17 protein-coding genes are annotated in these 20,397 nt (G+C 66.7%); 2 read left to right on the top strand and 15 right to left on the bottom strand.

Annotated elements, in window-relative coordinates; genetic code table 11:
• Nucleotides 1-93: 93 nt before the first annotated feature.
• The 9 genes from U1737_RS14650 to U1737_RS14610 all read right to left on the bottom strand — a co-directional run bounded on the left by U1737_RS14650 (nt 94) and on the right by U1737_RS14610 (nt 7,903).
• Nucleotides 94-1,092 carry an NADPH:quinone oxidoreductase family protein gene (locus tag U1737_RS14650; protein ID WP_332797272.1) on the bottom strand — a complete coding sequence of 333 codons (999 nt, stop codon included), beginning with the start codon at nt 1,090-1,092 and terminating at the stop codon, nt 94-96.
• Nucleotides 1,055-1,684 (bottom strand): 3-isopropylmalate dehydratase small subunit, encoded by a 630-nt coding sequence (gene leuD, locus U1737_RS14645; protein ID WP_332797271.1) that lies wholly within the window; start codon nt 1,682-1,684, stop codon nt 1,055-1,057. The genes U1737_RS14650 and leuD overlap by 38 nt, the downstream gene beginning before the upstream one ends.
• Before the next feature lie 97 nt (nt 1,685-1,781).
• Complete coding sequence (gene leuC, locus U1737_RS14640; RefSeq protein WP_443027133.1) at nt 1,782-3,218, bottom strand: 3-isopropylmalate dehydratase large subunit; 1,437 nt, start codon at nt 3,216-3,218, stop codon at nt 1,782-1,784.
• 185 nt (nt 3,219-3,403) lie between these two features.
• A complete protein-coding gene (locus tag U1737_RS14635) occupies nt 3,404-4,285 on the bottom strand; it encodes an alpha/beta hydrolase (RefSeq protein WP_332797270.1) in 882 nt (293 codons plus the stop codon).
• Nucleotides 4,285-4,920 (bottom strand): 3-oxoacid CoA-transferase subunit B, encoded by a 636-nt coding sequence (locus U1737_RS14630; protein WP_332797269.1) that lies wholly within the window; start codon nt 4,918-4,920, stop codon nt 4,285-4,287. Before U1737_RS14630 ends, U1737_RS14635 begins: the two co-directional genes overlap by 1 nt.
• Complete coding sequence (locus U1737_RS14625) at nt 4,920-5,228, bottom strand: DUF5076 domain-containing protein (RefSeq protein WP_332797268.1); 309 nt, start codon at nt 5,226-5,228, stop codon at nt 4,920-4,922. Before U1737_RS14625 ends, U1737_RS14630 begins: the two co-directional genes overlap by 1 nt.
• On the bottom strand, nt 5,228-6,055 hold the full coding sequence (locus U1737_RS14620; RefSeq protein ID WP_332797267.1) for an HAD family acid phosphatase: 828 nt from the start codon (nt 6,053-6,055) through the stop codon (nt 5,228-5,230). The genes U1737_RS14625 and U1737_RS14620 overlap by 1 nt, the downstream gene beginning before the upstream one ends.
• Before the next feature lie 128 nt (nt 6,056-6,183).
• Entirely contained in the window at nt 6,184-6,894 is a 711-nt protein-coding gene (locus U1737_RS14615; protein ID WP_277983031.1) for a CoA transferase subunit A, read from the bottom strand.
• 109 nt (nt 6,895-7,003) lie between these two features.
• Nucleotides 7,004-7,903, bottom strand: coding sequence for an SMP-30/gluconolactonase/LRE family protein (locus U1737_RS14610; protein WP_332797266.1), 900 nt, complete (start codon nt 7,901-7,903; stop codon nt 7,004-7,006).
• A gap of 91 nt (nt 7,904-7,994) precedes the next feature.
• Between U1737_RS14610 and U1737_RS14605 the strand changes: the two genes are divergently transcribed.
• Entirely contained in the window at nt 7,995-9,638 is a 1,644-nt protein-coding gene (locus tag U1737_RS14605) for a thiamine pyrophosphate-binding protein (protein WP_332797265.1), read from the top strand.
• Between the two features lie 274 nt (nt 9,639-9,912).
• Here U1737_RS14605 and alaS read toward each other — a convergent pair whose 3' ends face one another.
• Together alaS and U1737_RS14595 are read right to left on the bottom strand one after the other, a co-directional pair.
• The gene (alaS, locus tag U1737_RS14600; RefSeq protein ID WP_332797264.1) at nt 9,913-12,567 is read right to left on the bottom strand and encodes an alanine--tRNA ligase; all 2,655 of its coding nucleotides are present in this window, start codon (nt 12,565-12,567) and stop codon (nt 9,913-9,915) included.
• 366 nt (nt 12,568-12,933) lie between these two features.
• Nucleotides 12,934-14,214 carry a M24 family metallopeptidase gene (locus tag U1737_RS14595; protein ID WP_332797263.1) on the bottom strand — a complete coding sequence of 427 codons (1,281 nt, stop codon included), beginning with the start codon at nt 14,212-14,214 and terminating at the stop codon, nt 12,934-12,936.
• Nucleotides 14,215-14,285: 71 nt separating this feature from the next.
• On the opposite strand from U1737_RS14595, the gene U1737_RS14590 reads away from it, so the two are divergent.
• Nucleotides 14,286-15,623 (top strand): dicarboxylate/amino acid:cation symporter, encoded by a 1,338-nt coding sequence (locus tag U1737_RS14590; protein ID WP_248523206.1) that lies wholly within the window; start codon nt 14,286-14,288, stop codon nt 15,621-15,623.
• A 228-nt stretch (nt 15,624-15,851) separates the two neighbouring features.
• On the opposite strand, the gene U1737_RS14585 is transcribed toward U1737_RS14590, so the two are convergent.
• The 4 genes from U1737_RS14585 to U1737_RS14570 all read right to left on the bottom strand — a co-directional run bounded on the left by U1737_RS14585 (nt 15,852) and on the right by U1737_RS14570 (nt 20,344).
• On the bottom strand, nt 15,852-16,487 hold the full coding sequence (locus tag U1737_RS14585; RefSeq protein WP_248523204.1) for a glutathione S-transferase family protein: 636 nt from the start codon (nt 16,485-16,487) through the stop codon (nt 15,852-15,854).
• A gap of 17 nt (nt 16,488-16,504) precedes the next feature.
• On the bottom strand, nt 16,505-17,341 hold the full coding sequence (locus U1737_RS14580; protein ID WP_248523202.1) for a class I SAM-dependent methyltransferase: 837 nt from the start codon (nt 17,339-17,341) through the stop codon (nt 16,505-16,507).
• A gap of 543 nt (nt 17,342-17,884) precedes the next feature.
• Nucleotides 17,885-18,958 (bottom strand): recombinase RecA, encoded by a 1,074-nt coding sequence (gene recA, locus U1737_RS14575; protein WP_132739051.1) that lies wholly within the window; start codon nt 18,956-18,958, stop codon nt 17,885-17,887.
• 459 nt (nt 18,959-19,417) lie between these two features.
• Nucleotides 19,418-20,344: a 4-(cytidine 5'-diphospho)-2-C-methyl-D-erythritol kinase gene (locus U1737_RS14570; protein WP_248523200.1), complete on the bottom strand. Its 927-nt coding sequence runs from the start codon at nt 20,342-20,344 to the stop codon at nt 19,418-19,420.
• Nucleotides 20,345-20,397 lie beyond the last annotated feature (53 nt).

Below are 20,397 nucleotides of genomic sequence, written 5' to 3'. Positions count from 1 at the left end.
CAGTCTCGTCTTGCATCCGAGATAGGTCGCGGACCGCGCATGCGCAACAATGCCGCATTTCGCCGTCCGCAAGGTCGGACCGAGGCGATCCGGTCAGCCGACCTCGACGACGAGTTTTCCGATCGCGCCGCGCGCCGCCATCTTGGCGATCGCCTTGCCGCCATCTTCGAACGCGAAGACCTCCGTGACGCGCGGTGCGATCTTTCCTGCCTCCCAGAGCTCGAACAGCGTTTCGATATGCGCTTGGTTCGCCTTAGGGTCGCGCGCCGCGAACGCGCCCCAGAACACCCCACACACGTCACAGCTTTTGAGCAGCGTCAGGTTGAGCGGCAGGCGCGGGATCCCGGCGGGGAAACCGACGACGAGATACTTGCCCTCCCATGCGATCGAACGCAGCGCGGGCTCGGCATAATCGCCGCCGACCGGATCGTAGATCACATGCGCGCCGTCGCGACCGACCGCGGCCTTGAACTGCTCGGCGAGCGCCTTCGACTGATCCTTATCGAACGGGGCGCGGGCATAGATCAGCGTTTCGTCGGCACCCGCGGACTTGGCGGCAGCGGCCTTTTCCTCGGACGAGACCGCGGCGACGACCTTCGCGCCGAACGCCTTGCCAAGTTCGATCGCGGCGAGCCCTACCCCGCCGGCCGCGCCGAGCACGAGCAGCGTCTGCCCCGCCTTGATATGGCCGCGGTCGAGCAGCGCGTGGATCGTCGTGCCGTAGGTGAGGATCAGCGAGGCACCCTCGGCAAAGCTGCGGCCCTCGGGGAGACGGTAGAGCTTGGCGGGGTCGGCGATGACCTGCTCGCACAGGCCGCCATGACCGAGCATCGCGATCACGCGGTCGCCGACTTCCCAGCCGGTGACGCCCTCGCCGATCGAGGCGATCGTGCCGGCGATCTCGCCGCCCGGTGCGAACGGGCGCTGCGGCTTGAACTGGTATTTGTCCTCGATGATCAGGACGTCGGGAAAGTTGATCGCGCAGGCCTTGACCGCGACCACCACCTGCCCGGGGCCGGCTACCAGATCGGGCAGCTCGACCATTTCCAGAGTTTCAGGTCCGCCGACTGCCTTCGACACCAATGCTCGCATACCCGCTCTCCACCGTCATCCAGGGGCGATTCGATGCGACCGCCTCCTCGAAATTTGAAATCTGGGTATCCCTTGCCAGCGTCAGGCCGACTTCGTCCAGCCCTTCCATGAGACACTGGCGGCGGAATGCGTCGAGTTCGAAGGTGAAGCGATCCTGGAACGGGGTGGTGACGGTCATCGTCTCGATGTCGACGGTGACGATCTGGTCCTTGGCGACCTCGATCAGGCGGTCGATCGCTTCCTCAGGAAGCACGACGGGGACGATGCCGTTCTTGAACGCGTTGCCCGAGAAGATGTCGGAGAAGCTCGGCGCGATCACCGCGGTGATGCCCATGTCGGCGAGTGCCCAGGCGGCATGCTCGCGGCTGGACCCGCAGCCGAAATTATCGCCGGCGATCAGGATCGGCGAGCCGGCATAACGCGGATCGTCGAAGATGTTGCCGGGTTGCGCGCGCACCGTCTCGAACGCGCCGCGGCCGAGGCCGGTGCGCGTGATCGTCTTCAGCCAGTGCGCCGGGATGATGACGTCGGTGTCGATGTTCTTCGCGCCCCAGGGATAGGCGCGGCCCGAGACGGTGGTGACGGGGGTCATCGCTGTTCCGTACGCTCCGGAACCACGCGCGCCGAGGCGACATAGGCCGCAACGCCGCTGAGCATCGCGCCAGCCGCCAGCAATACGAAAACCTTCTTCATGTTCTTGCCCCCATCAACTCTCTGACGTCGCTCAGCTTACCGGTCACCGCCGCTGCCGCCGCCATCGCGGGTGATACCAGATGCGTGCGCGCTCCGGGACCCTGTCGGCCGACGAAATTACGGTTCGACGTGGAAGCGCAACGCTCCCCCGCAGGGACTTTGTCCGGGTTCATCGCGAGGCACATCGAACAGCCCGGTTCGCGCCATTCGAAGCCTGCGGTGATGAAGATCCGATCGAGCCCTTCGGCTTCGGCCTGGCGCTTCACCAGGCCAGAGCCGGGCACGACGAGCGCGCGGACACCGGTTGCGACATGGCGGCCATCGGCGATCGCTGCGGCGGCGCGGAGGTCCTCGATACGGCTGTTGGTGCAACTGCCGATGAAAACGTGCTGGATCGGCACGTCGCGCATCGCGGTGCCGGCGGTGAGGCCCATATAGTCGAGCGACTTCTGCGCCGCCGCTTGCTTGGCGGGATCGGCGAAGCTCGACGGTTCGGGGACGACTCCGGTGATCGGGACGACGTCCTCGGGGCTGGTGCCCCAGGTGAGGCCGGGGGCGATATCGGCGGCGTCGAGCGTGACCGACTTGTCGTACTTCGCGCCGGGATCGGTCGCGAGGCTGCGCCACCAGGCGACGGCACGATCCCAGTGTTCGCCGGTCGGCGCCATCGGACGGCCCTTGAGGTACGCGAACGTCGTGTCGTCGGGCGCGATCAGGCCGGCGCGCGCGCCCGCCTCGATCGACATGTTGGCGATCGTCAGGCGACCTTCGATCGACATGCGGCGGATGACGCTGCCGGTAAATTCGATGACGTGGCCGGTACCGCCGGCCGCGCCGATCTTGCCGATGATCGCCAGGATGACGTCCTTCGGGGAGACGCCGAAGCCGAGTTCGCCGTCGACGCGGACTTCCATCGTCTTGGCCTGCGACAGCAGCAACGTCTGCGTGGCGAGGACGTGCTCGACCTCGCTGGTGCCGATCCCGAACGCCAAAGCGCCGAGTGCGCCGTGTGCGGACGTGTGGCTGTCGCCGCAGACCAGCGTGATGCCGGGGAGCGTAAAGCCCTGTTCCGGACCGACGACGTGAACGATGCCCTGCTCGACGGCCATTGCGTCGATATAGTCGATGCCGAACTCGGTCGTATTGCGGCGGAGCGCGTCGAGCTGCTGCGCGCTTTCGGGGTCGGCGATCGGCAGGACACGACCGGCGGCGTCCCTGCGCGCGGTCGTCGGCAGGTTGTGATCGGGGACCGCGAGCGTCAGGTCGGGGCGGCGCACCTTGCGGCCCGCCACGCGGAGGCCTTCGAAGGCCTGCGGGCTGGTGACCTCGTGGACGAGGTGGCGGTCGATATAGATCAGGCAGGTGCCGTCGTCGCGGCGTTCGACGACGTGCTCCGCCCAGATCTTTTCGTACAGCGTTTGCGGAGTGGCCATGATGGGGCGGCGTTAACCGAAACTTGCTGCGACGCCAAGGTTGCAAGTAATTTTCGGTCGTAAGAATGCTTCGACGCGCCGCGTACCCGTCGTCATCCTGACGAAAGTCAGGACCCAGGGTTACGGGCGCCGTCTTTCATGGCTCTGGGTCCTGACTTTCGTCAGGATGACGGAGGGGCGCGCGGCTACCGCGCCGGCATCGCGCGATCGAGGAACGCAACGCTGTCGGCCAACACGGGCGCCTTGCCGCGGAACGGTTTCGACAAGGCCATCGCAACGTTCTCGTGGCTCAAACCCGGGTAATCGATGTGCGTCACCGGTGCGCCGAGCGCCTTCAACCGCGCGGTGAGGTTGATCGCATTGTGCGGCTTGACCTGCGTGTCGTTACCGGCGGTGATCAGCAGCATGGGCGGCGCATCCGCCCGCGCGAAGTGGATCGGCTGGGTCATCACCGGGTCGGAGGCGCCCTGCATCGCGTCGATCGCCCGCTTGGCGGTGAAGGGATAGAAATCATAGGGGCCGCACAGGCCGACCGCGGCCTTGATGACGTGCGGATCGACGCCTTCCGCTTTCAGCCAGCGCTGGTCGAGCGTCAGCATCGCGACGGTATAGGCGCCGGCGGAATGGCCGGCGACGGCGATCCGGTTCGGGTCGCCGCCCGACTGCGCGATGTGGTCGCGGGTCCATTTCACCGCTTCGGCGCCGTCTTGGACGAAGGCGGGGAAGCGGACGTCGGGAACCTTGCGGTAGTCGGGCATGACGACGACGTAGCCGGCCTTCGCATAGGCGCGCGCCGCGAACGCGTAGGCGCCGCGCGAGCCGTGCACCCAGCCGCCGCCGTACCAGAAGATCAGCACCGGCAGACCGGTCTTCGCGCCACCGGACGGCCGCCACACGTCGAGCTTCTGGCCGTGCGTGCCGAACGGAACGCCCTCGCGCACCCGCGCCGTGCCGCGCCCGCCGCCCATCACGCCGTCGAGGACGCTGAGCGTGCCCGGCCCGGCCGTGAACGCCGTGCCCGCGATCAGGATCGCGATCAGCGCTATGACGATGGCGGCGCGTTTCATCAGGCGGTATAGTGCGCCGTCGTCTTCGCCGCGACCTCGTCCGCGGTCACGCCGGGGGCGAGTTCGACGAGCTTGAACGGGGTGTCGTGATCGGGGCGCTGGAATACGGCGAGGTCGGTGACGATCATGTCGACGACGTTCTTGCCGGTGAGCGGCAGCGTACACGACGGGATAAACTTGGGGCTGCCGTCCTTGGCATTGTGGTCCATCACGACGATGATCTGCTTGACGCCCGCGACGAGATCCATCGCGCCGCCCATGCCCTTGATCATCTTGCCCGGGATCATCCAGTTGGCGATGTCGCCGCCTTCGCTGACCTCCATCGCACCCAGCACCGTCAGGTCGATATGCCCGCCGCGGATCATCGCGAAGCTGTCCGACGAGCTGAAATAGACCGACGACGGGAGTTCGCTGATCGTCTGCTTGCCGGCGTTGATCAGGTCGGCGTCCTCTTCGCCCGCATAGGGGAACGGGCCGATCCCGAGCATGCCGTTCTCGGACTGGAGCGTGACGGTCATGCCCTCGGGGATGTTGTTCGCGACCAAAGTCGGGATGCCGATGCCGAGATTGACGTAATAGCCGTCCTTCAGTTCCTGCGCCGCGCGCGCGGCCATCTGGTTACGGTCCCAGGGCATCAGTGCATTCCTTCCTGGATGGTGGTGATGGTCGTGAATTGTTCACGGAGCTCGGTGCCGACGCCGTCGACGATCGCCTGCAACGCGGCATCCTCGTCGAGGCCCCAGGTGCCCGCATAGGCGCGCGCGGCGTGGCGGATCGTGTCGGCGATCAGGTAGCCGAACACGGTCGGGTCCTCGAGTATGCCCGCGTCGATCAGCACGTTGCTGCCCGCGCCGTTGGTGATCCAGATGCGTGCAACCTCAACCGAGTCGCTCGTCAGCTGCGCGCCCTTGTCGAGTGCGATCGAATTGGGGTGGTCGGCCATTAGCGTACGCCTCCAGTCGGAGCCCAGCGGACTGCTGGCGGGAACACCTCGTCGCGATTGCCTTTGAGCGCGGTGCCGTAGACGGGGTTGGGCAGGACGAACCACCCTGCGCCCCATTTGGCCGTGATCGCGGGTGACTGCACCACGGCGCGGCGGGCGGCGGGGGTCTGGCCGGCGTTGAACAGGTCGCTGAAGTCGCCGAGTTGGTCGCCACCCATCGCGACGACGCAGTATTTCGCGGCGATCGTCGCGCGGCGGCCGTCCTTCTTCGAACCGGTCGCGTCGTCGCCGGCGAGGAACAGGGTTTCGCCGTGGCGAGCGGGGCCTAGGCCTGCGGCTTCGATCGCGGCCTCCGTCTGTGCGGCGTTGGCGGCGGAGCGGTTGGTGTTGAAGATCACCGTGACGCCCATCGCGCGGAGGGCGGTTAGTGCGTTGAGGGCGCCCGGGACGGGGGCGACTTGCTTGATGCCGGTGCGTTCCCAGTCCTGCCAACGAGGGTCGGACCAGGGCTGGCCGGAGGAGGCGTCGTATTCGAAGCCGAGGTTGAGAAGGACGGTCTCGTCGACGTCGAACACGGCGGCTTTGGGTTTGGTGCCGCAGGATGTCCAAGTGGGGGCGGCTAGCGAGGCGCCTTGCGCGAGGACGACCGAGGTCGGCGTGCGTTGCGCGCGGACGTAGCCGACGAGCGCGTTCCAGGCCTGGATGCTGACAGCTGCGGCTTCGCCCGAGGCGTAGAGATACTGCATGCCGGCGGAGACGCCGTCCACGGCGACGGGGGCGGCGATGCTAGGCGAGGACGCGATCGAGGTCGGTGCGGAAACGCTCACGCATCCCTGTAGAGCCAGTGCCCCTGCGAACGCAGGGGTCCAGGATATTAACCGCAGCGCCCGTGACCCTGGGCTCCTGCGTGCGCAGGAGAACGGGCCACGCTTGCTGTACACCAACGGGCCTGACTTCACGCCGAGACCCGCTCGCGGACGGTCCGGAATTCGATCTGCTTGTCGTAGGGGGCGCCGACGATCATCCGCTTCACGTAGATGCCCGGCAGATGGATCGTGTCTGGGTCGAGGCTGCCGACGGGCACGATCTCCTCGACCTCGGCGACGCAGATCTTGCCCGCGGTCGCCATCGGCTGGTTGAAGTTGCGCGCCGTCTTGCGGAAGATGAGGTTGCCGCTTTCGTCCGCCTTCCAGCCCTTAATGATCGCGAGGTCGGCGCGGATGCCGCGTTCGAGGATGTATTCCTGGCCATCGAAGACCTTCGTTTCCTTGCCCTCGGCAACCTGCGTGCCGACGCCGGTCTTTGTATAGAAGCCGGGGATGCCTGCGCCCCCTGCCCGGCAGCGTTCGGCGAGCGTGCCCTGCGGGCAGAACTCGACCTCGAGTTCGCCGCTGAGATACTGCCGCTCGAATTCCTTGTTCTCGCCGACATAGGACGAAATCATCTTCTTGACCTGGCGGGAGCGGAGCAGTTTGCCGAGGCCCTGCCCGTCGATCCCGGCATTGTTGCTGGCGATCGTCAGGTCCTTGACGCCGGACGCCTCGATCGCGTCGATCAGCCGCTCGGGGATGCCGCACAGCCCGAACCCGCCCGCACAGATCGTCATGCCGTCGAACAGCACGCCTTCGAGTGCCGTTGCCGCATCGGTGTAGCGCTTGTTCGCCATGCATCCTCCTCTGGTCTTTGGCCTCGCATAAGGCGCTGGTGGTCGGTCGGCAACGTGGCGCGGTAGACTTCTCACGATCCTCCCCCGCCAGGGGGAGGGCACAACAGGGTCAATACGCCAGTACCAACCCTGGCCGCCTCCACCGCGTCTTCACCAGCCGGCCGCTGCCCGAGCAGGTTATGTACGCGTCCATGCCGTCCGCGCCACCCCAGCAGATGTTGGTGGTGAAAACGTCGTCGGTCGCGACGAACTCGACCAGGTCCCCGGCGGGCGAGATCACGCTGATCCCGCATTCGCCGATCGTCGCGACGCAGATGTTCCCGCACGCCTCGACCCCGAGCGAGTCGAAGAACTTGTAGCCGGCCGGGCGGTAGAGCGGCGTGCCCGCGGCGCTGGCAACCTTGCCCGGCGCGACGATGTCGAACGCCATCAGGCGACAGGTGTAGGTTTCCGCTGCGTACAACGTCTTGCCGTCGGGGGAGAGGCCGATGCCGTTGGGGTTTTCGCTCGGGAAGATCACTTCCTCCAGGTGGCTGCCGTCGGCTTTCGCGTAGAAGATGCCGGTGATGTCACGTTCGCGGTCGCGCGATTTGCCGTGGTCGGTGAACCAGAAGCCGCCGTGCGAATCGAAGACGATGTCGTTGGGTCCACGCAGCGAGCAGCCGAAATCGCCGTCCTTGTAGAGGATCTCGACCGCGCCGGTGGCGATGTCGATCCGCTCGATGCGGCCGCCCGAATAGTCGTCCGGCTGGCCGTGCGGGGTGAGGAAGCTGTTCGTCTCGCGCCACGCGAAGCCGCCATTGTTGCAGCAATACAGCTTGCCGTCGGGACCGATCGCGAGGCCGTTGGGGCCGCCGCCGGGTTCGGCTACGGTCGACTTGGTACCGTCTGAGGCGATGCGCGTGATCCGGCCGGCTTCGATCTCGACGAGGATGACGCTACCGTCGGGCATCGCCACCGGGCCCTCGGGGAAACGCAGGCCGTCGGCGACGGTGGTGAAGTCGGTCATGATCCTCTCCGGGCGAGTCGGGTTGGTCCCGGCTTCGATGTCAGCGTAACCGTTTCTCGACTTCGCGCACAACGGACGGCAGGATGCGCCGATGATCACACCACGCACCGGCGGCCGTATCCTGGTCGACCAACTCGTCGCACAGGGCTGCGACCGGATCTTCACCGTGCCGGGGGAGAGCTTCCTCGCCGTGCTCGACGCGCTGCACGATACGCCGGCCATCGACCTCGTGGTGTGCCGGCAGGAGGGCGGCGTCGGGTTCATGGCGTGCGCGGACGGGACGCTGACGCATCGGCCGGGGGTGGCGTTCGTGACGCGCGGGCCGGGCGCGACCAACGCGTCGATCGGCGTGCATGTCGCGATGCAGGATTCTCAGCCGATGATCCTGTTCGTTGGCGATATTGACCGCGGCACGCGCGACCGCGAGGCGTTCCAGGAGATCGATTTCCAGGCGATGTTCGCGCCGATCGCGAAATGGGCGGCGCGGATCGACGATGCGCGGCGGATCCCGGAATATGTCGCGCGCGCCTATGCGACGGCGATGTCGGGGCGGCCGGGGCCGGTGGTGCTGGCGTTGCCCGAGGATATGCTGCTCGACGTCGTCGACGCGGTCGATCGGCCGCGGGTCGAGCGGGTGGCGCAAGGGTCTGACGCCGATACGATGGACCTACTCGCCGATCTGCTGACGACCGCCGAGCGGCCGGTGGCGATCGTCGGCGGGGCGGGCTGGGATGCCGCGGCGTCGGGGGCGTTCTCGACCTGGGCCGATCGTAACGGCATTCCGGTGGCGGCGGCGTTTCGGCGGCAGGATGCTGTTCCGAACGACTGCCCGGTATGGGCGGGAAACTTGGGGTACGGCCCCAATCCGAAGCTGGTCGAGCGGGTGAAGGCTGCGGATCTGCTGCTGGTCGTCGGGCCTCGGCTGGGGGAAGCGACGACCGATGGCTATGCGCTAATCACGCCTGATCATCCGGGGCAGCGGCTGATCCATGTCCATCCCGATCCGGATGAACTGCACCGAGCGTACCGCGCGGATGTGGCGGTGTGTGCGGGGATGGCGGAGTTTGCGGAGGCGTTGCTGGTGGTCGACCTGCCGCCGCGGACTTCTGGGTCCGAGGCGCATGCGGAGTGGGTTGCGTGGTCGACGCCGGCGCCGCGCGATCTGGTCATGGACCTGGGGCCATGCGTGGCGGCGATGCGCGAGCGGCTGCCGGCGGATGCGATTATATGCAACGGCGCGGGAAATTACTCGGGGTGGTGGCATCGGTACTGGGCGTATGCCGGGCCGGGGACGCAGCTTGCGCCGACGGCTGGGGCTATGGGGTACGGGGTGCCGGCTGCAGTGGCGGCGTCGTTGCGGCATCCCGAGCGGACGGTCGTGGCGCTGGCCGGGGACGGGTGTTTCCTGATGAACGGGCAGGAACTGGCGACCGCGGTTGCGCATGGGGCGGACATGCTTGTTATCGTTGTGGACAACGGCGGGTACGGGACGATCCGGATGCATCAGGAGCGGGAGTATCCGGGGCGGGTGTCAGGGACCGGGTTGCGGAACCCGGACTTTGCCGCGCTGGGGCGGGCTTATGGGTGTTGGGCGGAGACTGTTTCCCGGACCGAGGATTTTGCCAGGGCGCTGGACCGGGCGATGGCGCGGAGTGGGGTGCGGTTGCTGCACTTGATGACGGATATCGAGGCGATTACTGCCGGGACTACGCTGGCGAAGGTGCGTGGCGGCTGAGCTTTTCGAGACCACCGCCAACCCACGAAGAGCACCACCCCGGCGAAGGCCGGGGCCCAGTTGGGGGACGGTGATAACGACGCACTGTCCTCCGTTACTCCGGACGTGCCAACTGGGCCCCGGCCTTCGCCGGGGTGGAGATAATTTTACTGCGCTATTTATTGTTCCCCGCGAAAGCGGGGGGCCAGGAGCCAGGGCAGCTACCGGTACTTAGCTGGGCCCCCGCGTCCGCGGGGGAACACGGCTTGAGGTTTGCGTACGACTTCGGCGAGTTTCAGGCGCCCGACGCCTCCAGCTTCGCACGCACCGCAGCAACCGCCTCCGCAGCCTTGTCGCCATCCGGGCCACCGCCCTGAGCCATGTCGGGACGGCCGCCGCCGCCCTGCCCGCCCAGCGTCGCCACCGCGATCTTGAGCAGATCGACCGCGTTGTGGCTCGCGACCAGATCGGCCGTTACACCGACTGCGACCGAGGCGCGGCCGTCGTTGATCGCGACCATCACCGCGATGCCGGAGCCCAGGCGCTGCTTGGCTTCGTCGACCGCGCCGCGCAGGCCCTTCGCCTCGAAATCGTTGAGCACCTGCCCGATGAACGCGACGCCGCCGACCTGTTCAGGGCCAGCCGCTTCGCCCGAACCACCGCCGCCCAGCGCCAGCGCCTTCTTTGCGTCGGCAAGTTCGCGTTCGAGGCGGCGGCGGTCTTCGAGTAACGACGCTACGCGCGCCGGGACCTCGTCGGGGGTCGACTTCAACACCGCCGCCGCTTCACGAAGGCGATCGTCGCGGCTAGTCAGGTAGGCACGCGCCGCTTCTCCGGTGAGCGCTTCGACACGGCGGATGCCGCTCGAGACCGCGCCTTCGCCGACGACCTTGAAAAGGCCGATGTCGCCGAGCGCGGTGACGTGCGTGCCGCCGCACAACTCGATCGAATAGGTCTTGCCGTCATCCTGCGAGCCCATCGACACGACGCGGACCTCGTCGCCGTATTTCTCGCCGAACAGCGCCATCGCGCCCATCGCGATCGCATCGTCGGGGGTCATCAGCAGCGTGGTCACCGCACCGTTGCCGCGGACCTGCGCATTCACGTCGGCCTCGACCTGCGCGATGTCGGCGGGGGTCATCGCGACCGGCTGCGAAAAGTCGAAGCGGAGGCGGTCGGGCGCGACGAGGCTGCCCTTCTGCGCGACGTGCGTGCCGAGCCGTTCGCGGAGAGCCTCGTGCAGCAGATGCGTCGCCGAGTGGTTGGCGCGGATCTGCGCGCGGCGGGCGACGTCGATCTGGAGCTTGACCGGGTCGCCGACCTTGATCTCGCCGGCGTCGACCATCGCGTGATGGACGAACACGCGGCCGAGTTGCTTCGAGGTCTCGGTGACGTTCGCGCGGAGGCCGGTGTCGTTGGAGATGTGGCCGGCATCGCCGACCTGCCCGCCGCTCTCGCCGTAGAAGGGCGTCTGGTTGACGACGATCGCGACGGTGTCGCCGGTCGTGGCGTGGTCGACGCGCGCGCCGTCCTTGACCAGCGCGACGACTTCGCCCTCGCCGGTGTCCGACGCGTAACCGAGGAATTCGGTGCCGCCGGTCTGCTCGACGATATCGAACCAGATGTCGTCCGAGGCCTTCGCGCCCGAGCCCTTCCAGGCGGCGCGGGCGGCGCGCTTCTGCTCGGCCATCGCGGTGTCGAAGCCCTCGCGATCGACCGCGATGTTGCGCTCGCGCAGCGCGTCTTCGGTCAGGTCGTACGGGAAGCCGAACGTGTCGTAGAGCTTGAACGCGACGTCGCCCGCCAGCGTGCCGTCGGTCATGTCCGCGGTCGCTTCGTCGAGCAGCTTCAGCCCCTTGTCGAGCGTCTGGCGGAAGCGCGTTTCCTCCTGCTGCAACGTCGCCTCGATCAGCGGCCGTGCGCGCGACAGTTCGGGATAGGCGGCGCCCATCTCGGTGACGAGCGCGGGGACGAGGCGGTGCATCAGCGGCTGCTTCGCGCCAAGAATGTGTGCGTGGCGCATCGCGCGGCGCATGATCCGGCGCAGGACGTAGCCGCGGCCTTCGCTCGCGGGCAGCACGCCGTCGGCGATCAGGAAGCCGGCGGTGCGCAGGTGATCGGCGATCACGCGGTGGCTGGCGGTGTTGGCGCCGTCGGTCGCGGTGTGCGTCAGGGCTCCGCTCGCGGCGATCAGCGCCTTGAACGTGTCGGTGTCGTAATTGTCGGTGACGCCCTGCATGACCGCGGCGATGCGCTCGAGCCCCATGCCGGTGTCGATCGAAGGCTTGGGCAGGTTGCCGACGATCTCGGCATTCTCCTGCTCGTACTGCATGAACACGAGGTTCCAGATCTCTACGAAGCGATCGCCGTCCTCGTCGGGGCTGCCGGGAGGGCCGCCGAGGATATGCTCGCCGTGGTCGTAGAAGATTTCCGAGCACGGACCGCACGGCCCGTTGTCGCCCATCGACCAGAAATTGTCCTTGGTCGGGATGCGGATGATGCGGTGATCGGGGAGGCCGGCGATCTTCTTCCAGAGATCGAACGCCTCGTCGTCGGTGTGGTAGACGGTGGCGGTCAATTTGTCGGGCGACAGGCCCCATTCGCGCGTGAGCAGCGTCCAGGCGTGGACGATCGCCCGTTCCTTGAAATAATCGCCGAACGAGAAATTGCCGAGCATTTCGAAGAACGTATGGTGCCGCGCGGTGTAGCCGACATTGTCGAGATCATTGTGCTTGCCGCCGGCGCGGACGCATTTCTGGGATGAGGTCGCGGTGGTGTAGGGGCGCGATTCGAGGCCGGTGAAGACGTTCTTGAACGGCACCATCCCGGCGTTGACGAACATCAGCGTCGGGTCGTTCTGCGGCACGAGCGGTGCGCTGGGCACGATCTGGTGCCCCTGCGATCCGAAATAGTCGAGGAAGCCGCGGCGGATGTCGTTCGTCGATGTCATGCGCGGGGACTTAGGCGAGCGAGGCGGTTCGCTCAAGTGGAGGTGTGAGAAGGCCGTGCAGTAGAGAAGGGTGTCGGCGAACGCCCGCGCTGCGCGCATCCAATTGAAACGAAGAGAGCTTGTTTCCCCGCGAAGGCGGGGATCCAGACTGGGCTCCCGCCTTCGCGGGAGAACAAGGAGGCAGGTGCTGCGGTTCGTTGAGGGCCGTCGTTTGCCCCGATGCACCACCCCGGCGAAGGCCGGGGCCCAATTGGAAAGGTGGAAATAATGGAGAGCAGCGCGTCGTTATCGCCGTCCCCCAATTGGGCCCCGGCCTTCGCCGGGGTCGTGGTGTTGGTGTTGGTGTTGGCGTTCCTTGGGCGTCCTTTACCCCAACGGCGCATCCAGCGACTTGGGCGGCTCGCTGAACCATTTAGGGCCCGCATCCGTCATGTGGAAACAATCCTCGATGCGGACGCCATACCTGCCGGGAATGTAGATGCCCGGTTCGTCGGAGAAACACATCCCCGTCGCCAGTTTCGTCGTCTCGTCGCGGACGAGGTTGACGGGTTCGTGGCCGTCCATGCCGATGCCGTGGCCGGTGCGGTGCGACAGGCCGGGGAGCTTGTAGCCGGGGCCGTAGCCTAGCATTTCGTAATGTCGGCGGACCGCGTCATCGACGCTGCCCGCGGTCCCGCCGATCCGGGCGGCGGAGAACGCGATCTGTTGGCCGCGGGCGACCTGGTCCCACGTCTTGCGCTGGTCGGCGGTTGCCGCGCCGTGGACCCAGGTGCGCGAGATGTCGGACTGATAGCCCTGCACGGTGCAGCCGCAGTCCATCAACACGACCTGTCCGTCGGCGACGCGGTGGATCTCGCGGCTGCCGTGCGGGTAGGCAGACGCCTCGCCGATCAGCGCGAGCGCGAACTCGGGGGCGCCGCCGAGCTTCTTGGTCGCGGCGTTCATCAGCGCGCCGATCTCCGGGCCGGTCATGCCCTTCTCGACCCGCGCGTAGGTCCAGCGATACGCGGCGAGCGTGACCTCGGTCGCGGCCTGCATCAGCGCGATCTCGGCGGGGGTCTTGATCATGCGGCAGGCGCGGACGACCGGGTCGGCGGACACGATCTTCGCCTCGGCGAGCACGCGCTGGAGACCGGCATAGGCGAAATAGCGCACCTCCGCCTCCAGCCCGATCGGCCGCGTGGCCAGTTTCCGGTCGCGCAGGAATCCGGCGACGACCGCGAGCGGGTTCTCGTCCTCCTGCCACACGCGCACCTCGGCGGGGACGGCGAGCGTCTCGCGCACCGACGGCTCCTCGAAAAACGGCGTGACGATGCACGGTTCGCCCTCGACCGGCAGGATCGCCAGCGTCAGCCGCTCGCTCGTGTGCCAGCGGACGCCGGTGAAGTATATCATCGACGATCCCGGCTCGATCAGCACCGCACCGATGCCCGCCGCCTTCATCAGCGACTGCGCGCGCACCAGCCTCGCAGCGCGTTCGGCGGCATCGATCGGCCTGGTCGCGCCGGTGATGTCGGACAGCGCCGACAGATCGGGTTCGGCGGCGCGGATGATCGCGGTGGTCGACAGCAACGGCGCCGCGATCGCAAGACCGATCAGGTCGCGGCGCGAGGGGCTGAAGACGGATTTTCGGAATGTGGTCGACATCGCCGGACGATAGGGTCCTTGACCCGGGCGCCGCAATCCCCTTCCCTGTCCGCACTTCTCGGGAGCGATTAATGGCCAAGCGGCTAACCTATTACATCTTGTTCGGCCTCGTCGCGGGGATGGTCGTCGGCTGGGTCCTGAACGCGTCGATCGACGACGGCACGGCCGAGTCCGCCGCGCAGTTGAAGGACATCGCCGGCTATTTCTCGATCGTGACGTCGCTGTTCCTGCGGCTGATCAAGATGATCATCGCACCGCTGGTCTTCTCGACGCTGGTCGTCGGGATCGCGCACATGGGCGACACCGGCGCGCTCGGGCGGGTCGGATTGCGCAGCCTCGGCTGGTTCATCTGCGCGAGCCTGTTGTCGCTCACCTTGGGCATGATCCTGGTCAACGTCTTGCAGCCGGGCGTCGGGCTGGAACTCGCGATCCCGCCGGCGACCGCGTCGAGCGGCGTCGATGCCGCGGCGTTCGACCTCGCCAAGTTCATCTCGCATATCGTGCCCGATTCGATGATCGCGGCGATGGCGAGCAACGAGATTCTCCAGATCGTCGTGTTCTCGGTGTTCGTCGGCGTCGCGATCACCGCGGTCGGCGAGAAGGCCGCGCCGCTGGTCAAGGCGATCGAGGCGCTGGTCGCGGTGATGCTCCAGATCACCAATTACGTGATGCGGTTCGCGCCGTTCGCGGTGTTCGCGGCGGTGACCGCGACGCTCGCCGAACGCGGGCCGACCATCCTCGGCCAGCTCGGCTATTTCATGCTGACCTTCTATATCGGCCTGGCGCTGCTGTGGGCAATGCTGATCGGGATCGCGTTCCTGCTGATCGGGCCGCGGACGCGGTTGCTGGTGCGCTATATCCGCGATCCGCTCATTCTCGCCTTCTCGGCGGCGTCGTCGGAGGCAGCGTACCCGCGGACGCTGGAGGCGCTCGACCGGTTCGGCGTGCCGCCGCGGATCGCGAGCTTCGTGCTGCCGCTGGGCTATTCGTTCAATCTCGACGGGTCGATGATGTACATGACGTTCGCGTCGCTGTTCATCGCGCAGGCGTACGGCATCGACATGCCGATCGGGCAGCAGATCGCGATGCTGCTGGTGCTGATGGTGACGTCGAAGGGGATTGCGGGCGTGCCGCGGGCTTCGCTGGTGGTGATCGCGGGGACTCTGTCGATGTTCAAGATCCCGGAGGCGGGGATCCTGCTGATCCTGGCGGTGGATCATTTCCTCGACATGGGGCGCTCGGCGACCAACGTCATCGGCAATGCGGTGGCGGCGACCGTGGTGGCGAAATGGGAGGGTGGGCTCGACGAGCGTGAGCCGGCCGATCGTGATCCGCCGGTGGCGCCGACCGGGCATGGGCCGAAGGTGAATGTGGACAGCTACGAGAAGATCGGGCCGGGGCAGGTTTGAAGCGATTGGCGATGTTGAGCCGATGACGTCCCAAGGATGCCCTTTTACGCTGGCGGACCACTGAAGAAGTACCGCCCCGGCGAAGGCCGGGGTCCAGTTGGGGGACGCTGATGGTGACCGGCGCGCCTCGTTACTCCAACCTTTCCAACTGGGCCCCGGCCTTCGCCGGGGTGGTGTTGAGGGAAAGGTCGCATTCTCGGCCTCGACGCGGCTCCTGGTCTGCAGCCCTCAAGAGTAGGCGTATGGCCCACCCTTCTTGAGTCCAGCCTGATATGCCGGCCGCGCGTGGACCTTGGCCAGCCAGGCGATCGTCGCGGGGCGCGACTCGTTCAGGCCGCCGCGGCTCCGCGCGGCTTCCAGGGGGAAGCTCATCATGATGTCGGCGGCGGTCATCTCCGCGCCGGCGAACCAGGGGCGCTGCGACAGTTCGGATTCGACATAGTCGAGATGGACGTCGATCATCGGCTGGATCTTCTTGACCGCGACCTTGCCCATGATCGGAATGCGCGCGAGGACGAGCTTCAGCAGCAGTGGCGGCATCATCGAGCCTTCCGCATAATGTAGCCAGAAGCGGTAGCGAAGCACGTCGGCGCGGTTAGCGGGGGCGCCGAGCTTTCCGTCGGCCTTGTCGACCAGATATTCGACGATCGCGCCGGTTTCGGCGACCACCTGGCCACCCTGAACATCGGCATCCTCGATCACCGGCGACTTGCCGAGTGGATGCACCTTCTTGAGTTCGGGCGGGGCGAGCATGGTCTGCTTGTTCCGCTCGTAGCGCTTGATCTCGTAGGGGAGGCCGAGCTCCTCGAGCATCCACAGGATGCGCTGCGATCGCGAGTTTTCAAGGTGGTGGACGATGATCATGCTGGCTTCCCGTTATTCTAATTCGCTGTTTTGCGGGCGGTCCAGATCCAGGCGGCCGCGGGGAATTCTACCGTGACGCCGTCGCTGTAATGCGCGCAGACTTCGGAGAGACGCGCGATGTGGCGCCCGCGTTCCTCGGGGGCCGCGTCGCGGATGGCGGAGGCGGCCGGGCCTATGCGGCGGAAATAGTCGACGGCATCGGCCTCGGGATTGGCGCCCTCGCCGGCTCGGTAGGCGAAATTCAGGCGCTGAGGCGGAGCGGCATTCCAGCCTGCGGTTGCTAGGATTCCGGCGACATATGTCGGATCGGCAAACGCGAAGGGGCCGGGTGCGGTGCTGGCAGGCGCGATGGGATCGCCGCCGGTCGCAGTGACGGTTTCGGTGGCCCAGCGATTGGCGGCGCGTTCGGCGAAACAGGAGAAGACGAGCGAAGCGTCGGGGGCCGCGGCTTCGGCGAGCGTGGCGAAAGCAACGAGGGGGTCGGCGAAGAACATGACGCCGTGGCGCGAGACGTAGAGGTCGATCGGGCCGTGGTTCGGGGCGGCAACGGTGATGTCGGCGCATTCGAAGCTGGCGTTGGACTGGGTTTCGGCGCGGTGTCTGGCGATATCGATCAGCGTTGGTGAGAGATCGATGCCGGTTACGGTCGCGTCCGGGACGGCTTGCGCGGTGGCGAGCGAAGTCGCGCCGGCGCCGCAGCCTATGTCGATGATCTTGCGCGTCTGGGGTGCGGTGGCGGCGAGGATCGCGGCGTTGAGGTGCGGGGTCAGGTTGGTGAAGCTGCGATCTGTCCGGCACCATTCCTCGGCCCAGACGTCGCCTATTCTGCCGGTCCAGTCGTAGGCGGTGGTCATGGGTCGGGATGCCTCATGGTCGGATCTGGGGGGCGACGGCTTGGAGCGAAGTATAGGAAGTATAGACGCTCGCGCGGGTTTGGCGCTGGGGAATTGGACGCTCTGCCGCGCCTGTTGCGCTATTTTTCTGCGGCAGCTCGCGCCTTCTTGTTTCCCCGCGAAGGCGGGGATCCAGACTGGGATCCCGCCTTCGCGGGAGAACAAGGGCGCGCGGGTGCTCCCGTTCGGTGGGAGCCACCACCTCTGCGGGGGCTGGAGATCGGTTGGGTGACAATCGCAACGATAGATCGCGCTTCGTTATTGCCACCTTTCCAATTGGCCCCCGGCCTTCGCCGGGGTGGAGGGTTGGGCGGGGCGGAGCGGTGCGGCGCGATCCAATGCCGATGTTGGTGCAAAGCCGATGCCGATGCCAACGCCGACGTCGCTGCAAAGCCAATCCAGTTGCCGCCACGCCACCGCGCATCATCTGCCGCGTGCCCTCACCCTCCCATTGCGACGGCAATGGGCCCCTCCCTCTCCCCTTAGGGAGAGGGGTGTAGGGGGTTATACGTCGTCTTCGGCGTCGGGGCCGGCCATCATTTCCTCGGCGACCTTGTCGGTGCGCGCGCGGATCTGCTTTTCGAGGCGGTCGGCGGTTTCGGGGTTGTCCTTCAGGAACGTCTTCGAGTTCTCGCGGCCCTGGCCGAGACGCACGCTGTCGTAGCTGAACCACGCACCCGACTTCTCGACGAGCCCGGCCTTTACGCCGAGATCGAGGATCTCGCCGAGCTTAGAGACGCCCTGCCCGTACATGATGTCGAACTCAACCTGCTTGAACGGCGGCGCGACCTTGTTCTTGACGACTTTCACGCGGGTCTGGTTGCCGGTGACCTCTTCGCCGGCCTTGATCGCGCCGATGCGACGGATATCGAGGCGGACCGAGGCGTAGAACTTCAGCGCGTTGCCGCCGGTCGTCGTCTCGGGATTGCCGTACATGACGCCGATCTTCATACGGAGCTGGTTGATGAAGATCACCATGCAGCGCGAGCGGCTGATCGAGCCGGTGAGCTTGCGCAACGACTGCGACATCAGGCGGGCCTGGAGACCGACATGGCTGTCGCCCATCTCGCCCTCGATTTCGGCGCGCGGCACGAGCGCTGCGACCGAGTCGACGACGAGCACGTCGATCGCGTTCGAGCGGACCAGCGTGTCGACGATCTCGAGCGCCTGCTCGCCGGTGTCGGGCTGCGAGACGATCAGCTCGTCGATGTTGACGCCGAGCTTCTTGGCGTAGACCGGGTCGAGCGCGTGCTCGGCATCGACGAACGCCGCGGTGCCGCCGCCCTTCTGCGCTTCTGCGATCACGTGGAGCGCGAGCGTGGTCTTGCCCGAGCTTTCCGGACCGTAGATCTCGATCACGCGGCCGCGCGGCAGGCCGCCAACGCCGAGCGCGATGTCGAGCCCGAGCGAGCCGGTCGAGATAACCTCGACCTGCATGGTTTCCTTCGAGCCCAGGCGCATCGCCGAGCCCTTGCCGAACGCGCGGTCGATCTGCGCGAGCGCGGCGTCGAGCGCCTTCTGGCGGTCGTTGGTTGCGGTTGCCATGCCGGTGTCGATCACTTTCAGATTAGCGGCCATTGATAAGCTCCCATCGCTAAAGCAAGCGCGCGTGCCATTCAACGCGTCAAACCGATGTATTCTATTTGTTCCCCTGGAACAAGTAGGGAACGTTGAGTTTGCGAAGAAAAGGACGCTTGCTTGACAGCAGCAGCCGTCGAGCGCCCCTGCCTTCTTCTGCCGTCATGCCGGGCTCGTATCCCGCCTCAACCGGCCCGCATGCTCAGAGACCGCGGATCCCGTGCCAACGTGGATCCCGGAACAAGTCCGAGATGAAGAGTGGGCTGGGCAGAGTTTGGTCGAGAACGGATCGGCTTGCTCGCGCGTGGGCTTGGCGGTGGTCGGCCCATCAACAGTCTTGAGATGGCGAAAAGACGCGCGGTGTCATTTGTGGCTCTGGGTCCTGACTTTCGTCAGGATGACGGATGTGGCGTGGTGGCGTGACCGCGCAATCGCGTCATCGCTGGTGGCATCTTTTCTTCAGGCCATGGTCGTTGCGAGGGTCCACCAGCCGCAGGCTTGCGCGGCGGTAGCCGCTGCGTCTCGGGCCTGGGTGGTTTCGAACAGGGCGAAGCAGGTGGCGCCGGAGCCGGACATTCTCGACAGGATGACGCCGCGCGCCGCGTCGAGAAGCGTGCGGACTTCGGCGATGATGGGGGCGAGCGTCAGCGCGGGGCGCTCGAGGTCGTTGCGGCCGGCTCTAGCGCGGTCGAGGAGGGGACCTTCCGGAATCGGGCCTCGGTCCTGGCCGTCCCAGGTCTTGAAGACGGCGGCGGTGGAAACCGCGACGCCCGGATTTACCAGCAGGAGTGGCGTGCCGGACAGGCCTTCGAGCGTGGTCAGCGTGTCGCCTTTGCCGGTGCCGAGCATGGTGCAATTGGCTAGGCAGGCGGGGACGTCTGCGCCTAGTTTCGCGGCGATTTCGTGGAGGCGGGGGTCGGTCGGATCTATGCCGTGGAGGCGGACCAGCGCGCGGAGCGTGGCAGCGGCGTCGGCCGAGCCTCCGCCTATGCCTGAGGCAATGGGGAGGTGCTTTTCAAGGGTTATGGCGTGATGGGTGTCGGGGGCGAAGGCGGTGGTGAAGGCGTCGGCGGCGGCGGTTACGAGATTGCCTTGCCAAGGCGCGGCGCCTCGCGCTGCGTCGGCCGAGCCGTGCGCGTCTTCAGGGGCCACCCCTAATTGGGCCCCGGCCTTCGCCGGGTTGGTGGTAGGGGTTGGGAGAAGTGCTGCGGCGAAGGGGCCGGTTATGGTAAAACTGTTAGCCTCGACGGCTTCTACCGTGATGAGGTCGCCGTCGGTGGCGAAGGCGAAGAGGGTTTCGAGGTCGTGATAGCCGTCGAGCCGGCGGCGGCGTACGTGGAGAGCCAGGTTGATCTTGGCGGGGGCGGGTTCGGTGATGGCGGGCATTGCGGTGTCTCGGGGTTTGGCGGCGGGCTTGGTGCGCGCTTTGCCGATTCGCT

It is taken from the genome of Sphingomonas fucosidasi (assembly GCF_036663855.1).
Taxonomy (GTDB): domain Bacteria; phylum Pseudomonadota; class Alphaproteobacteria; order Sphingomonadales; family Sphingomonadaceae; genus Sphingomonas; species Sphingomonas faeni_B.
The sequence above is the reverse complement of the archived record's forward strand: the minus strand, read 5'-3'. Positions and strand labels throughout refer to the sequence as shown.